13 protein-coding genes are annotated in these 15,605 nt (G+C 70.3%); 7 read left to right on the top strand and 6 right to left on the bottom strand.

The window, feature by feature from the left end; all coding sequences use genetic code 11:
* Window positions 1–66 precede the first annotated feature (66 nt).
* Complete coding sequence (locus OOK31_RS26330) at window positions 67–3,225, top strand: BTAD domain-containing putative transcriptional regulator (RefSeq protein WP_267089820.1); 3,159 nt, start codon at window positions 67–69, stop codon at window positions 3,223–3,225.
* 80 nt (window positions 3,226–3,305) lie between these two features.
* On the opposite strand, the gene pyrF is transcribed toward OOK31_RS26330, so the two are convergent.
* Entirely contained in the window at window positions 3,306–4,025 is a 720-nt protein-coding gene (pyrF, locus tag OOK31_RS26325) for an orotidine-5'-phosphate decarboxylase (RefSeq protein WP_267089819.1), read from the bottom strand.
* 456 nt (window positions 4,026–4,481) lie between these two features.
* On the opposite strand from pyrF, the gene OOK31_RS26320 reads away from it, so the two are divergent.
* From OOK31_RS26320 to OOK31_RS26295, 6 genes are all read left to right on the top strand, one after another.
* Window positions 4,482–4,721, top strand: coding sequence for a hypothetical protein (locus OOK31_RS26320; protein ID WP_267089818.1), 240 nt, complete (start codon window positions 4,482–4,484; stop codon window positions 4,719–4,721).
* Window positions 4,722–4,820: 99 nt separating this feature from the next.
* Complete coding sequence (locus tag OOK31_RS26315; protein ID WP_267089817.1) at window positions 4,821–5,627, top strand: HlyD family efflux transporter periplasmic adaptor subunit; 807 nt, start codon at window positions 4,821–4,823, stop codon at window positions 5,625–5,627.
* Entirely contained in the window at window positions 5,624–7,903 is a 2,280-nt protein-coding gene (locus OOK31_RS26310) for an NHLP family bacteriocin export ABC transporter peptidase/permease/ATPase subunit (protein WP_267089816.1), read from the top strand. Before OOK31_RS26315 ends, OOK31_RS26310 begins: the two co-directional genes overlap by 4 nt.
* A gap of 85 nt (window positions 7,904–7,988) precedes the next feature.
* Window positions 7,989–10,790 carry an NHLP bacteriocin export ABC transporter permease/ATPase subunit gene (locus OOK31_RS26305; protein WP_267090020.1) on the top strand — a complete coding sequence of 934 codons (2,802 nt, stop codon included), beginning with the start codon at window positions 7,989–7,991 and terminating at the stop codon, window positions 10,788–10,790.
* A 397-nt stretch (window positions 10,791–11,187) separates the two neighbouring features.
* A complete protein-coding gene (locus tag OOK31_RS26300) occupies window positions 11,188–12,276 on the top strand; it encodes a globin domain-containing protein (RefSeq protein ID WP_323188253.1) in 1,089 nt (362 codons plus the stop codon).
* A 36-nt stretch (window positions 12,277–12,312) separates the two neighbouring features.
* A complete protein-coding gene (locus OOK31_RS26295; protein ID WP_267089814.1) occupies window positions 12,313–13,014 on the top strand; it encodes a pyridoxamine 5'-phosphate oxidase family protein in 702 nt (233 codons plus the stop codon).
* Between the two features lie 172 nt (window positions 13,015–13,186).
* Here the strand turns inward: OOK31_RS26295 and OOK31_RS26290 are convergent, their stop codons facing one another.
* The 5 genes from OOK31_RS26290 to OOK31_RS26270 are packed head-to-tail and all read right to left on the bottom strand — an operon-like array spanning window position 13,187 to window position 15,432.
* The gene (locus OOK31_RS26290; RefSeq protein WP_267089813.1) at window positions 13,187–13,507 is read right to left on the bottom strand and encodes a hypothetical protein; all 321 of its coding nucleotides are present in this window, start codon (window positions 13,505–13,507) and stop codon (window positions 13,187–13,189) included.
* A gap of 23 nt (window positions 13,508–13,530) precedes the next feature.
* A complete protein-coding gene (locus OOK31_RS26285; RefSeq protein ID WP_267089812.1) occupies window positions 13,531–13,992 on the bottom strand; it encodes an Ig-like domain-containing protein in 462 nt (153 codons plus the stop codon).
* Window positions 13,993–14,030: 38 nt separating this feature from the next.
* Entirely contained in the window at window positions 14,031–14,498 is a 468-nt protein-coding gene (locus OOK31_RS26280; protein ID WP_267089811.1) for a peptidase inhibitor family I36 protein, read from the bottom strand.
* Window positions 14,499–14,521: 23 nt separating this feature from the next.
* Window positions 14,522–15,118, bottom strand: a complete 597-nt coding sequence (locus OOK31_RS26275) for a hypothetical protein (protein WP_267089810.1) — start codon at window positions 15,116–15,118, stop codon at window positions 14,522–14,524.
* Window positions 15,106–15,432, bottom strand: a complete 327-nt coding sequence (locus OOK31_RS26270; RefSeq protein WP_267089809.1) for a hypothetical protein — start codon at window positions 15,430–15,432, stop codon at window positions 15,106–15,108. The genes OOK31_RS26275 and OOK31_RS26270 overlap by 13 nt, the downstream gene beginning before the upstream one ends.
* Window positions 15,433–15,605: the final 173 nt, after the last annotated feature.

Genomic DNA, 15,605 nt, shown 5'->3' with positions numbered 1-15,605 from the left:
TTGTGCGAGGGAGGTTCCGCTCGGTCTCCGGAAAGGTTGTGGCCGGGCAGCGGGTACCGTGGCCGTATGCGTTTCGGGGTGCTGGGTCCGCTGGAGGTGTGGACGGCGGACGGGCGGCGCGTTCGGGTGCGCGAGACCAGGATCCGTACGCTGCTCACCGCCCTGCTGGTGCGGCGGGGGCAGGTCGTCTCGGTGGACCGGCTGATCGACGACCTGTGGGGCGACGCGCCTCCGGCCAACGACGTCCGTACGCTGCGGTCCAAGGTGTCGTTGTTGCGGCGGACTTTGGAGGACGCCGAGCCGGGCGGCCGTGATGCGGTCGTGTCCAGGCCGCCGGGATACCTGCTCCGGGTGGACCGCGACGCGGTCGATGCCGGACGTTTCGAAGCGCTCCTGATGCGGGCTCGGACGCTCACCGGTGATCCGCGCGCGCAGGCCGGAGTGCTCACCGAGGCGCTGGGGCTGTGGCGGGGGCCGTCGGCCTTCGCCGATTGCGCGGACGAGCAGTTCGTCCGGAGCGAGGCCAGGCGGCTCGAGGAACAGCGGCTGGTCGCCCTCGAAGAGCTTGCCGAGGCGCGCCTCGCCCTCGGTGAGCACGGGCTGCTGGCCGGGGAGTTGGGGGAACTCGTCGCGGCGCATCCGCTGCATGAGGGTCTGCGGTCCGCTCATGTCCGCGCCCTGTACCGGTCGGGCCGCCAAGATGCGGCGCTGGCAAGCCTCGGTGAGCTCCGCGACCGTCTCCGCGACGACCTCGGCCTCGACCCCGGCCGCGAGCTGGCCGAGCTGCACCAGGCGATCGTGCGGCAGGACGGAGCCCTGACCCCCGACGCACTTTCGGCACAGCGGCCGCGAGGCAACCTTCCCACCCCGCTCACGGACCTGATCGGCCGCACCGATGAGGTGCACAGGATCGGCCGACTCCTGGAATCCGAGCGGCTCGTGACCCTGACCGGGATCGGCGGGGTCGGCAAGACCCGGCTGGCACTGGAGCTGGCCGCGCGCCGGGCCGAGGATCTCCCGGACGGCGCCTGGCTGGTGGAGCTCGCCGCCGCACGCACCGCCGCCGACGTACAGGAGGCCGTCGCGGCGGTCCTCGAACTGCGGGACGATGTCCACGCCCCGCCCCGGTCCCTGGCCGACCGGCTCACCGACGCCCTCGCGGGCCGGCGCATGCTGCTCGTGCTCGACAACTGCGAGCACATCGTGGAGCCGGTCTCCGAGCTGGCCGCGCGGCTGCTGCGCGCCGCGCCCGGACTGCGCGTCCTGGCCACCAGCCAGGAACCGCTGGCGATCGCCGGTGAACACATCTGGCCCGTCCCTCCACTGGACCTGCCCGAACCGGGCGCCGTCCGGCCCGCGGAGTCGAACGCCGTGCGGCTGTTCGTCGCCCGTGCCGCGGCCGTCGCGCCGGGCTTCGCCCTGGAGCCCGACACCGCGGAAGCCGTCGCGTCGATCTGCCGCCGCCTGGACGGAATCCCGCTCGCGTTGGAGATGGCCGCCGCCCGGGTACGCGTCATGCACGTGGCGGACCTCGCCGACCGCCTCGACGACCGGTTCCGGGTCCTCGCGGCGAACCTGCGCGGAGTACCGGCACGGCAGCGCACCCTGCGCGCGATGATCGACTGGAGCTGGGGGCTGCTCACCGACACCGAACAGGTGGTGCTGGGCCGCCTGGCCGTGCCTGCGGGCGGCTGCGATCTGCAGGCCGCCGAGGCGGTGTGCGCGGGCGAGGGCGTGCGGACCGAGGACGTCCTCGGACTGCTCGGACGGCTGGTCGACCGTTCCCTGGTCGTCCACCGGGACGGCCGGTACCGGCTGCTGGAGTCGGTCGCGGCCTACAGCCTGGAGCGGCTCGTCGAGTCCGGGGACGAACAGGGCGTACGGGACCGCCACCTCGCCTGCTACGCCGACCTCGCCGAACGCGCCGAGCCCCGGCTGCGGGGCCACCAGCAACGGCTCTGGCTGGAACGCATGGACGCCGAGGCCGCCAATCTGCGCGCCGCCCTCGCACATGCCGTCCGCAGGGGCAGCGCGGACGAGGCGCTTCGGCTGGTGAACGCGACCGCCTGGTTCTGGTTCCTGCGCGGCCGCCTCGCCGAAGCCAGACGCTCGCTCGACCTCGCGCTGTCGACCGGAGGAGACCCCGGGCTGAGGGCATCGGCCCGCGCGTGGCGTGCGGGCATGTCGCTGCTGCTCCTCGACGCTCCCGACAACGACAGCCGACCCGTGCTCAAGCTCTACGACAAGGGGGACGATCCCGCCGGACGGGCCCGGGCCCGGTGGTTCCTCGCGTTGGCCAAGGCCGGGTTCGGCGACCCGGAGGCGACGTTCGACCTCGCCGACCAGGCCCATACCGAGTTCCGGACGCTGGAGGACCACTGGGGAACAGCCGCCGCGCTCTCCGCCCGCGCCGAGGTCGCCCTGTACCAGGGGAAGCCGGACCGGGCTCGCGCCGACGCCGAGCAGGCCGGCGCACTGTTCCGGGAACTCGGTGACAACTGGGGTGAGTTGCAGACGACCGTCATCCTCGGGGACATGGCCGAAATCGTTGGCGACTACGACACCGCAGGAAAGCTGCGCGGAGAAGGCTTCCGGCTCGCCGAGGACCTCAAGCTGTGGAACGAGGCGTCCAAGATGCTGGCGCGCATGGGACGTACCGCGCTGCTCACCGGCGACCTCGATCGCGCCGAAGACCTCCACCGACGCGCCCAGCAGCTGGCGGCCGCGCATGCCTACCAGCGCGGCGAGGAATTCGCCGAGGTCGGCTCGGCCCTTGTGGCGCGGCGCCAGGGCAGGCTGGACGACGCCGAGACCCACTTGCGCGCGTGGCTCGACTGGTGCCGCCGGTGGGAGGGCGACCTCGGAGTGGCGTTCATCCTGGCCGAACTGGGCTTCATCGCCGAAGAGCGGGGCGACGCCGACGCCGCGTTGACGTTGCACCAGGAAGGGCTGGACTACGCCCGGCGCACCGGAGACCGACGGGCACTCGCACGTGCCTTCGAAGGCCTGGCCGGTGCCCACGCCCTCAGCGGTGACCACGACGCAGCCGCCCGGCTGCTGGGTACGGCCGCAGCAACGCGCAAGGCAGTCGGCATCCCACTGCCACCCGCGGAACGCGGCGACATCGATCGCATCACCAAAGCCGTCCACCAAGCCCTGAACCCTCGAGTAACGCTCGACCACGCCCGGACGGCAGGGGGGACCGCCCAATCCCTGAGTCCCTGAGTCGTGTCCACGATGCCGGTGATCCGGTTCGTACGGCAGCGAAGCTTCGGCCCGACCATCCAGCCGGTGATCGTTTCCGCTCACAGCTCCAGGTCGGCGCGGACGAGCCGGAATGCGGCCAGCGGGTCCGCGGCACGGGTGACCGTCCGGCCCACGACAACATGTGACGCACCAGCGGCAACAGCACCACGCGGCGTGCCGGACCGGGCATGCTCACCTGCAGACTCGCCGGGAAGCGCGACTCCCGGCGTGACGATCAGGGCGCTCGCTCCCAGCACACCACGCAGTGGCCCGGCTTCCTGCGGCGATGCGATCACGCCGTGGCAACCAGCGCCCTCCGCCAACCGGGCCAGCCGCAACACCTGCTCCTCGGTCGAGGCCGAGCCGGTGACGCCGATGTCATCGAGATCGGAACTCGTCATGCTGGTGACGACGGTCAGAGCCAGCACGCGAAGTCGTGGAAAGTCGCGGGCCGCCGCGACCGCCGCGGACATGATGCCCGTGCCGCCCATACCGTGGACGGTCACCATGGAGACACCCAGAGCGCCGGCGGCGCGGACCGCGCCGGCCACAGAGTTCGGGATCTCGAAGAGCTTCAGGTCCAGGAACACCTCCTTGCCCATGGCTACGAGGTGCTCGATCAGGTCCGGCCCGGCCGCCGTGAGCAGTTCCATCCCGACCTTGTAAAAACGACACTCCTCACCGAGCCGGGCGACGACTTCGTCCGCAGCTCGGCGGTTGTCGAAATCCAAAGCGACGATGATCCGACTGGTTGGCTCCACGGCGTCATTGTCACCCATGCGGCGTCGCTGCGGAGGCGGCCGTACGGCTTCGACCCTGGGCGCTTCGTATGTGCAGGCGGAGCGCACCCGACGTGATGGGTCCGTTGCGCCACGTGCATTCGGGAAATCTGCACATCGTGTGCGCGACGGGGTGATCGGCCTTCACAGTTCCTTGATATGTCGCACCTGTCCCGTGCGTTTCGTGCATGTCTGTCCTTTAGGTTCCAGGTGGGCGGCGGGTCGCCCGTATCTGTTACTCGATCTTGCGGAGAAGTTGTCACCATTCGGTGAATGAAGCTGCACGCCGGTCGTCCGAGGTGGCCATCTGTGCGTGAGGGGGAGCCGGCCGGATTGGCTGGACGGCCCGTTCGCGTGCTTTCATCTTGCCCGCTGCGGCCGTTGAAAGAATGGTGGCCGAGTTTCGGTCCGCCGGGCAGCCGCAGAATCCCCCCCAGCAAATGAAAGGTGCGCATAATGCGTAACGACCTTGAGACCCGTGAGATTGCCGACGCCGAGCTGGACGCCGTTTCCGGCGGCATCATCAGCGTTCACGGTGGCCTTGTCGGCGCTGTGACCAGCGACGTCAGCGACGTCGTGGGCGTAGTGGGCTCCCTCCACACCGTCCAGGCCGCGACCGGTCTCGTCTCGAACGTCCCCGGCCTGGCCTCGGGCATCACCGGCGTTTCGGTGAACACCGGTCGCGCCGGTATCTGATTGGGATAACTCCAGGAACCCCGGAGCATCCCCCACGGCTCCGGGGTTCCTGGGTACCCGCGTGTCCGACCTAGACGAACGCAGTTGAAGGAATAGTCCGTGCAGTTTCGCCAAAAGGCTCTTTCCAAGCTGCAATCGCCCGAGGAACTCGATCTGCCCGTACGCTTCGCGCGCCCTCAGGGGCGGCTCGTACTGGCCGTCACAGTCGTCGTCATGGCTGCCGCGAGCTTCTGGGCCCTCACCGGCACCGTGTCCTCCAAGCTGAGCGCACCCGGCATCCTCACCCACGCCGAGGGCAGTTACGTACTGCAGAGTCCGGTCGCGGGACAGGTGACCGGCGTCCTCGCCGAGGAGGGCCAGCTCCTGTCCCCGGGCGCGCCCCTGCTCACTGTCCGCACGGACCAGGGCGACCGGCCCGTACGCGTGGTGACCGGCGGCCGGTTGACGACGCTGGTCGCCAAAGTGGGTTCGGTCGTCACGACCGGTGCGGACGTGGCGACCGTCGAACGGGTGAAGAACCCGGGCGACCCCCTGGTGGCCATGCTGTACGTGCCGGGCGGTGCCGGTTCGACGATCCCGGTGGGCGCCCCGGTCGATCTGAGCGTCCAGTCCGTTCCGCAGCACCAGTTCGGCGTGCTGCGCGGCCGCGTCAAGGCGGTCGGCCGCGCGCCCGTGACGCAGACGCAGATCGGTGGCTTCCTCGGAGACAGCGGGCTCGCCGAACAATTCTCCCGGCACGGCAACCCGGTCGCGGTGCTCGTGCAGCTGGAGGGCTCCTCCGCCACCAAGTCCGGCTACAAGTGGTCCTCCGCCGACGGACCCCCGTACGCCCTCGACTCGACGACGCCGGTCACCGGAGCCGTCCGCCTGGCCGCGCAGCGCCCCGTCGACTGGCTGCTGCCATGACCGTGCCGCAGACAGGGTCACCTCTGCCGGCACCCCAGCTGCCCCCGGCCGGGCGGCGCCGCCACCGCCCCGAGCCCAAGGGCGGCACCCGCCGCAGGCCCGCCCCCGCCCCCAAGGGCAGGACGCCCAGGGCCGTACGCACCCCCACCGTGCTGCAGATGGAGGCGGTGGAGTGCGGCGCCGCGGCCCTGGCCATGGTGCTCGGCCACTACGGCCGCTTCGTTCCCCTGGAGGAGCTGCGCATCGCCTGCGGCGTCTCCCGCGACGGCTCTCGCGCCAGCAACCTGCTCAAGGCCGCCCGCGGTTACGGGCTGAAGGCCAAGGGCATGCAGATGGACCTGGCCGCGCTCGCCGAGGTGAGCGCCCCGGCCGTACTCTTCTGGGAGTTCAACCACTACGTCGTCTACGACGGCATGAGCCGTCGCTTCGGCCGCCGTGGCGTGTACGTGAACGACCCCGGCAAGGGCCGCCGGTTCGTCCCCATGGACGAGTTCGACACCAGCTTCACCGGCGTCGTACTCACCTTCGAGCCCGGCGACGGCTTCCGCCGCGGCGGCCGCAAGCCGGGCGTCCTGGGCGCCATGCCGGCCCGCCTGCGTGGCACCTCGGGCACCATGGCCGCCGCCGTGCTCTCCAGCCTTCTGCTGGTGGCGGTCGGTGCGTCGGTGCCGGCCCTGAGCCGCACGTACATCGACATGTTCCTCATCGGGGAGCAGACGTCCCTGCTGGGCGTGCTGTTCGCGTCGATGGCCGTCACCCTGGTGCTCACCGCGACGCTCACCGCGCTGCAGCAGGCCAATCTGCTGCGCGGGCGGATCATCTCCTCCACCCTGGGCAGTGCCCGTTTCCTGCGGCACCTGCTGAGACTTCCGGTCACCTTCTACTCCCAACGCAACCCGGCCGACCTGGTCCAGCGCCTCCAGTCCAACGACGCCGTCGCCGAGACCCTCGCGCGGGACCTGGCCGCCGCGGGTGTCGACGCCGCGGTGGTCGTTCTGTACGCGGTGCTGCTGTGGACGTACGACCCGCAGCTCACCCTCGTCGGCGTGATGATCGCGCTGCTCAACGTCGTGGCCATGCGGATCGTGATCCACCTGAGGGCCACCGGCACGCAGAAGCTGCGCGCCGAGAGCGCCCGGCTGACGAACACGTCCTACAGCGGTCTCCAGCTCATCGAGACGATGAAGGCCACCGGCGGCGAGAACGGCTTCTTCCGGCGCTGGGCCGGACAGCACGCGGTCACCTTGGATGTACAGCAGCGGCTCGGCGTGCCCAGTGCGTGGCTGGCGATCGTCGCGCCCACGCTGGCGGCGCTCAACAGTGCGCTGATCCTGATGATCGGCGGCCTGCGGGCGGTGGAGGGGCACCTCTCCGTCGGTCTGCTCGTCGCCTTCCAGGCCCTGGTGACCAGCTTCACCGCGCCGATCTCCCGTCTGGGCGGCGTCGCCGGACGGATCCAGGACTTCGCGGCCGACGTAGCCCGCCTGAAGGACGTCGAGAACTTCCCCGTCGACCCGGTCTACTCGCGGCGCGAAGCCGCCGTGAGCACCCGCCGGCTCAAGGGCCATGTCGAGCTGGACGCCGTCACCTTCGGCTACAGCCCCCTGGACGCCCCGCTGCTCAAGGACTTCTCGCTGACGGTCGGCCCGGGGCAGCAGATCGCCCTCGTCGGCGGCTCCGGCAGCGGCAAATCCACCGTGTCCCGGCTGATATCCGGCCTGTACGCCCCCTGGGCGGGCGCCATCAGGATCGACGGGATGCGGCTGGAGGACATCCCCCGCGGCGCGCTGGCCGCCTCCGTTTCCTTCGTCGACCAGGACGTCTTCCTCTTCGAAGGAACCGTCCGCGACAACGTCACGCTGTGGGACCCCTCCATCCCGGACGAGGCCGTCGTCGCCGCGCTGGAGGATGCCGCCGTCCACGACGTGGTCGCCCGTCGCCCCGGCGGCATCCACAGCCGCGTCGAGCAGGACGGCCGCAACTTCTCCGGCGGCCAGCGCCAGCGTCTGGAGATCGCCCGGGCGCTGGTGCGCCGCCCCAGCATCATGGTCCTCGACGAAGTGACCAGCGCCCTGGACGCGGTGACCGAGCAGGTCATCATCGACAACCTGCGCCGCCGCGGCTGCGCTTGCGTGGTCATCGCCCACCGGCTGAGCACCGTGCGCGACAGCGACGAGATCGTCGTGCTCGACCGAGGCACGGTCGTGGAACGCGGGCGGCACGAGTACCTGGTCGCCGCGCAGGGCCCGTACGCCCAACTGGTCAAGGAGCACTGAGGTGACGTACCCGCACCACGCCGTGGTCACCGCCGCACACCCGGGCCGGGCCCCGGGCCAGGACGCCGAAGCGGTCGTCGCAGCCATGGGCGGACTCGGCGCGACCGTCGACTGCACGGGCCTGCGCAGCCTGTCGCTGGAGGGGCCGCTCGTGCTGTGGCTCGTCGTGCAGGGCGAGCTGGACCTCTTCGCCGTCGACGCGGCGCAGGCCGGGCACTGGCACTTCCTGGGCAGGCTGGAGGCGGGCACCCTACTGCTGGGCCCGGCCGAGGGCCCTGAGCACACCCTGGTCGGCCGCCCCCTGCAAGGGTGCCGGCTGCGCCGCATCGAGCTGCGGGAGCTGCCCGGCCCGGAGTACGGCGCCCCTCTCCAGCAGTGGTGGGCCGACCAAGGGGCGTACGGCGCGGCGTACGGCGCCCCCGCTGCACAACTGAGCCCCCTCGACGACGCCTTCGCGCGCGGCATCGGCCGCGGCCTGCGCATCCTCTACCAGGCGCCGCTGGACGGCCGCGCCACCACCGGGCAGGGCGGAGCCGACGACGACATCCTGTGGATGCAGATCGCCCCCGGCGCCGTCCAGTACGGAGCCGCGTACGAGACGGAGGCGGTGGGGACCCTCCTCGTCGACGCGGCGATGTGGCAGGGCATGGTCGACCAGCAGTACCGGCTGCTCTACGCCCTGGACCGCTGGATCGAGCGACTCGAACGCCTCCACGAGGACCGTACGGCGGCCGGTATCGAGGCCGGTCAGGCCGCCCATACCCAGGCGGACCGGGCGTTGCTGGCCTCCATCGACCGCTCCGGCGGCCGTTCCCACCGGAGCGCGAGCGTCGACGCGACCTTCGCCGTGTGCCGCCTGGTCGCCCACGAGGCCCGCATCACGCTGTCCGATCCGGGCGAGGCGAGTACTCCTTCGGAGCGGATCGACCCCGTCGAGCGCATCGCGCTCGCCTCGCGGATCCGCACCCGTACGGTCAGGCTCAGCGGGCCCTGGTGGCGGGAGAACAGCGGCCCCCTGGTGGGCCTGCGTGAGAAGGACGGGACGCCGGTCGCCCTGCTGTGGCGGCGTGGCCGCTACGAGGCGGTCGACCCGGCCACCGGCACACGGGAGCGCATCGGCAAGGGCGACGGAGCCGCCTTCGAACCGCGCGCGGTCATGTTCTACCGCCCGCTCCCCGACGGGCGGGTGGGCCTGCCGGGGCTGCTCCGCTTCAGCGTCCGCGGCACACTCCCCGAGCTGCGCAGCCTCATCCTGGGCGGGCTGGTCGCGGTGGTCCTGGGCGCTCTGGTGCCCATCGCCACCGGCCAGGTGCTCGGCCAGTACGTACCCGATGCCGAGAACGGCCTCATCGTGCAGACGGCCCTGGCACTCATCGCGACCGGCGTCGTCTCGGCCGCCTTCATGCTGCTGCAGAACATTTCCATCCTGCGCATGGAGGGCCGCATCGAGGCCACCCTGCAGCCCGCCGTGTGGGACCGGCTGCTGCGGCTTCCGACGAAGTTCTTCGCCGGCCGCTCCACCGGCGAACTGGCCAGTGCGGCCATGGGCATCAGCGCCATCCGCCGCGTGCTGTCCGGTATCGGCCCGGTCTCCGTACAGGCGGGCGCGGTGGGCACGATGAACCTCGTGCTGCTGCTCGTCTACAGCGTCCCGCTGGCGATGGCCGCCGTCGCCATGCTGATCGTCATCGCGGCGGTCTTCCTGGGCCTGGGGCTGTGGCAGTTGCGCTACCAGCGCCAGCTGATCAAGCTCAGCAACCAGCTCAACAACCAGGCCTTCCAGACCTTGCGCGGGCTGCCCAAGCTGCGCGTCGCCGCGGCCGAGAGCTTCGCCTACGCCGCCTGGGCGCGGGAGTTCGCCCGTACCCGCGAGCTGCAGCAGCGCATCGGCCGGATCCAGAACGTCATCACGGTGCTGGGCGCGGTCTACCTGCCGCTGTGCACGCTGGTGATGTTCGTGCTGCTGGCCGGACCGGCCCGTGGCGCCATGTCCGCCAGCGAGTTCCTCACCTTCAGCACCGCTCTGACGATGCTGCTGTCCTCGGTCACGCAGCTGACCGGCGCGCTCATATCGGCTGCCGCGGTGCTGCCGATGTTCGAGCAGGTCAAGCCCCTCCTGCGGGAGGTCCCCGAGGTGGCCCGCTCCAGCACCCGACCGGGCCGGCTGACCGGCGCCATCGAGGCCAAGAACCTGTCCTACCGCTACAGCGAGGACGGCCCGCTGGTCCTGGACGACGCCAGCTTCCAAGTCCGGCAGGGCGAGTTCGTCGCGATCGTCGGGGCCAGCGGCTGCGGCAAGTCGACGCTGCTGCGGCTCCTCATCGGCTTCGACAAGCCCTCTGGAGGCAGCGTGCTGTACGACGGCCAGGACCTGGCGGCGCTCGACCGGGCGGCCGTGCGCCGCCAGTGCGGCGTCGTCCTGCAGAACGCCCAGCCCATCAGCGGCTCGATCCTCGAATGCATCTGCGGCGCCGCGGTGTTCTCGCTGGAGGAGGCGTGGGAAGCCGCCGCGATGGCGGGCCTGGCAGAGGACATCAAGGCCATGCCGATGGGCATGCACACGATGCTGTCCGACGGCGGCACCACGGTCTCAGGCGGCCAGCGCCAGCGGCTGATGATCGCCCAGGCCCTCGTCCGCAAGCCACGCATCCTGTTCTTCGACGAGGCCACCAGCGCGCTGGACAACGAAGCCCAGCGCGTGGTCATCCAATCCACCCGCTCCCTGCGCGCCACCCGCATCGTGATCGCCCACCGGCTGTCCACGATCATGGACGCCGACCGGGTGATCGTGATGTCGGACGGCCGCATCGTCCAGCAGGGCCCACCCGCCGCACTGCTCGCCGACACGACCGGTCTGTTCCACGACCTGGTCCGCCGCCAGCTGTGATGACCTGCGGATCCATCAGGTCGGTCCGGGGCAATCAAACAAGCTCTTGTCGCGACGTCCAGTGGATACACCCATTCCCCCGCTACGTGATCCGCAATGAGGATTGCATCAAATCCGGAAGTTCTTCATCCGTTTCTTTGACCCCGTACCCCAAATGAGGACTCATGACCGCCCGATTCGACTCCCATGCCACTCCCGTTGGACCGAGATTCAGTCGAAGGGCAGATGGGGGAGTGCTGGTCCCTTGAGGTTCTGGATCAGCCGCCCAGGCAACACCTCCGCCCTCCCGTCTCCGGAAGTCCCGGTACCCGCCCCGGTCGTAGGCACCGGAGAGCCGGAGCCCGTCGAGGCGGCTTTGTCGGATCACGAGATAGACCTCATAAGGGCATCCCTGTCGGTGGTAGAGCCCCTTGCAGGGGAGATGACGGTCTACTTCTACGCCATCCTGTTCGCTCGCCATCCCGAGGTCCGTCCGATGTTCCCGCCAGGGATGGATGCTCAGCGCGGTCGCCTTCTGCGCGCGCTGTTGCGCATCGTGGACCTCGTCGACGACCCCGGGAGCCTGGTCCGCTTCTGCGGTCACCTCGGACGCGATCACCGTAAGTTCGGCACCCTCGCCGCGCACTTCCCGGCCGTGGGCGAGTGCCTCCTCGCCTCTCTGGCCCGCTACGCCGGCCCCGCGTGGACCACGGACATCGCCGCCGCTTGGACCAAGGCGTACGGCACGGTCGCAGGGGTCATGATCAGCGCGGCCGAGCAGGACGCGGCGGTGCGGCCCGCCGTGTGGCCCGCCACGGTCGTGCACCGGGTCCCGCGCGGACACGGCATCGCCGAAATCACCGTACGTCCCGACATGCCGTACGAGTACTCCGCCGGACAGTACGTGAGCGTCGAGACCCCGTGGTGGCCGAAGCAGTGGCGCTATTACTCCGCCGCCAATGCGCCTCGTGAGGACGGCACGCTCACCTTTCACGTGCGCGCAGTTCCCGGCGGATCGGTCAGCGAGGCACTGGTGCACCGAGCGGTGGTGGGCGATGAACTCCGGCTGGGGCCCCCGATGGGCGACATGGTCCTGGACGCGGCCGTCCACCGCGAACTGCTCTTCGTGGCCGGGGGCACCGGTCTCGCCCCGATCCGCGCACTCATTGAAGAGGTCGCCCGTCGAGGGGGGCGCCATCAGGTGGACCTGTTCCTCGGCGCCCGCACCGGTGACGAGCTGTACGGGGTCGACGACATGCTCCGGATGTCCCAACGGCACCACTGGCTGACCATCAGGGGCGCAGTCTCCCATGAGCACATCCCCGGGATCCGGGGTTCCCTGCCGGAAGTACTGGCCGAGTACGGGCCGTGGTACCAGCACGACGTCTTTCTCAGCGGCCCGGTTCAGATGGTCGTCTCCGCCGGCGAGACCCTCACCCTGGGCGGCACTCTGCCCGAACGCATCCATCACGACCCGTTCGAGACTCCCGTCCTGTCCACTCCCTGAGCCGCCCCCTCATCCGCCCTGCCAGGAGAACCCCTCGTGACCTTGCCTCCGCCGCCTTTCGGATCAGCAGGTGAACACCAGCTGCAACAACAACTGGGCACCACCGACCGCGCCGCCCGGTTCTACGACCAACAGGTACGTCCCCACCTCACGCCCGAGATGCGGGACTTCATAGGCCGCCAGGCCATGGTCTTCCTGGCCACGGCCGACTCCCACGGGGAGTGCGATGCCAGCTTCCGGGCCGGACCCCCGGGATTTGTCCACGTGATCGACGACCACACGCTCGCCTACCCCGAATTCCGGGGGAACGGCGTGCTCGCCAGCGCGGGCAACATGACCGAGAACCCCCACCTCGGCATGCTCTTCGTGGACTTCACCCACCATCACGTAGGGCTTCACGTCAACGGCGTGGCCCATCTCTACCGAGACACGGACCTACGCCACATCCACCCCGGCCTGCCCACCGACATCGCGCCCGGGCGCAGTCCCGAAATATGGGTCCGCCTCACCGTCGAGGAGGCCTACATCCACTGCTCCAAGTACATACCCCACCTGGAACCAGCCCCCCGTCCCACCCGTCATGACGCAGCCCGCCCGAAGGACCCGGACTACTTCACCAAGCCCCATACGGACACTGGGCGAGCGTTCGGTGAACGGCGGGCACGAGCTCGGGCAGGAACGAGCGCGGGAATCGACCGACTTCGATCGCTGCTCCCGGGACTCGGCGGACGTGCCTGACGTGGGCTCCTGCCCACCTCAGGCGGCCCACCAGGCTGGCGGGTCGCCACTCGTCCTTCCGCGACGTGGGGTGACGAGGCCACGCTCGCAACAACCCAATGCGCGTCCGCCGGACCGAAGGGCCAGCACGGGCATGCAGGCCGGCCGGCCCGGCGCATCGCCTGTCGAGGAGCTACTGGTCGGTCAGCTGACGCTTGAGGAGGAAGTTCCATCGGTCGCCCGTGTATGCGTTGACCGGGGCGACCGCCTCCCAGCCCTCCTTGCCGAGCTTTTCGAGGTCGCCGACGTTCTTGCCGCCAGGCTGGGCGAGCGCCCAGCGGTACTCCCAGCGGGGATTGGCCACCTGGGTGGCGGTGCTCTCCGCCTTTGGTGCGGGAGTCGGCGTGGCGGAAGCGACCGCCACGGCACCCGCGCCGGTCAGCAGGACAGCGGCCGTCACGGCGACCGCGGCCCGGCGGTAGCGCCGGGGCGGGCGAGCAGGCGTGATGCTCATGGGGGATGTTCTCCGAGTTCTCGTCAGCTGATGGTGATCTCGAAGGCGACCTGCGCCTTGCTGCCCGCATGGGCGGTGACCAGGTCGGCGCCCGGCTGGCCGGTGGCCTTGAGGACCGGCGCGGTGGCGTAGCCGTCCTTGTCGGTGGTGACGGTGGTGTCGTCGTCCCCGTTGGGGAACTTCAGGCCGGGCCCGGGGGTGGAGAAGGTGATGGTGGCGCCTTCGACGGGCTTGTGGTTGGCGTTGACCGCCCGGACCTTGAGCCGTACGGGCACCTGCTGGCCGGCCTTGACCGTCTGCTCGTCGCCTTCGAGGGCCCAGAGTCGGTCCACCTGGGAGGTGGAGTCGCCGAGGGCGGAGGCGCGGGGAGCGGCCTGCGCCGTGGTGGTCAGAGAGGCATGGGCCTGGCCGCCGGTCGCGGCAAGCACCACGCCGAGTACGGCGGTGGCAACCGCTGCCGCGCTGCGCTTGAGGGGGAAGCTCACTGGCGTTCCTTCCGGGGTTGAAGAGGGGACACGAGAGGTCAGCAGGGCCTGAAGGACTTCAGGCCGTCACTGGGCGAGACTTGGCGGTCCTTACCGGAGGGCGCCATCTCGTGGGACGTGCCGACGAACCCCTTCTTGTCGTACCAGCAGTAGCGGACGGGCGAGTTGTTCACCCACGCGGAGATCCCGTCGTCTCCGGTGAAGGTGCCGCCGTCAGGGAGCTTGATCTGCTCGACGTCGGAGACCTCGGTGCCCGGCAGGACGGCGAGCGCCCCGAACTTGTAATCCACGCCGTCATAAACGCACACCCAGCCGGCTGGGCACGGTGTGTGCTTGCTGTCCTTGCCGTTGCCGTTGAGGATGTGCACGCCGGGCGGGTACCCGCCCGGCGGCGGAGCGGCACCCGCTGCCGCGCTGACGCCCCACGTGAGCGCCACCGCACCGGCCAGCGCCACGACTGCCCTGGTCGCGCGCGCCGCACGGCCGCCTCGAAGCTGGATGTCCATCGCTGTCGTCACCTCATGGGTCGTCACTTGGACCCCGGCAGGGTCTCGGTCCATACGGCCTTGCCCTTGAGCGGTGCTTCCTCGACGACGGGGCCGATGCGCTGGTAGCGCTGGGTGGGCGTGTCGCAGTTGAGGATCCGCTCGTAGTAGCCGGTGACCTGAACGGTTTCGATGCCGACGTAGTAGGTGTAGCCGACTCCGGGACCGGCGGTCAGGCGCACCTCCGTCTCCTTCTCGACCTTGTTCTCCTGAGCGAAGGCGAAGCCGTAGGAGGCGGAGAACTTGCTGCTGACGCTGGCCGAGAACACCCCGAAGCCACCGCTCGCTTCGGTGGAGAGCTCGTAGCCCAGGTTGACCGAGTGAGAGAAGGTTTTGGTCAGGCTCTCCTTGGTCTTCTCGGTGCGGTCCAGCGGCTCGGGGCCGTTGCGGTTGTCCAGGGTGAACTTGTCGGCGATCTCACGCTTGAACACCGGATCGCCGACGGGCTCGAAGTGCCACTTGCCGTCGCACTCGACGGTGTTCTGCTGGGCGAGGGCAGGCTGCGGCGCGCCCAGCAGCGGCGCGGCGGTGGCCAGCAGCAGCGCGGCGAGCGCCGCTCGGGATGAGGTCAGGAGTTCCACGGCGTCCCCAGCAGCTTGAGGTCGGAGGCCTTGTCGGAGGTGTCGGACGTCCACCACACCTGCGCGTTGGAGCCCTTGGGAATGTCGAAGTCCGCGTCGACGCTCTGCTTCGACTTCACCTGTCGCCAGATGATGTCGGAGCTGCTCTTCAGCGACTTCGCGCACTTCGCGGCGTCGACGTTCGGGGCCTTGCCGCCGTCGCACTCGTAGATGACCAGCGACAGGTTGGCGTAGGCGCGGCCGGTGTTCTTGAAGGTCAGCCGCCCACCGTCAGGCAGCGCACACCAGGTCACGGTGCCACCGGTGACCTGCATCTCGGGACCGGGACTCCCCGAGCAGGCCGGCTCGGCGGCGGAGGTCTGGGCACCGAGTGCGGGCGCTGCGGTGCAGAGAGCGAGTGCGCAGGCGGACAGCGCCGCCGCGCGCAGGGAGCGAGTGCGCCCGCGGGAGCGAGCACCAGGGGCGGGCGGTGAGGGGGACATGGTTC

Source organism: Streptomyces sp. NBC_00249 (genome assembly GCF_026342355.1).
Classification (GTDB): Bacteria; Actinomycetota; Actinomycetes; order Streptomycetales; family Streptomycetaceae; genus Streptomyces.
Note: the sequence above shows the minus strand (reverse complement) of the source record. Positions and strands in the feature narration are given on the sequence as shown.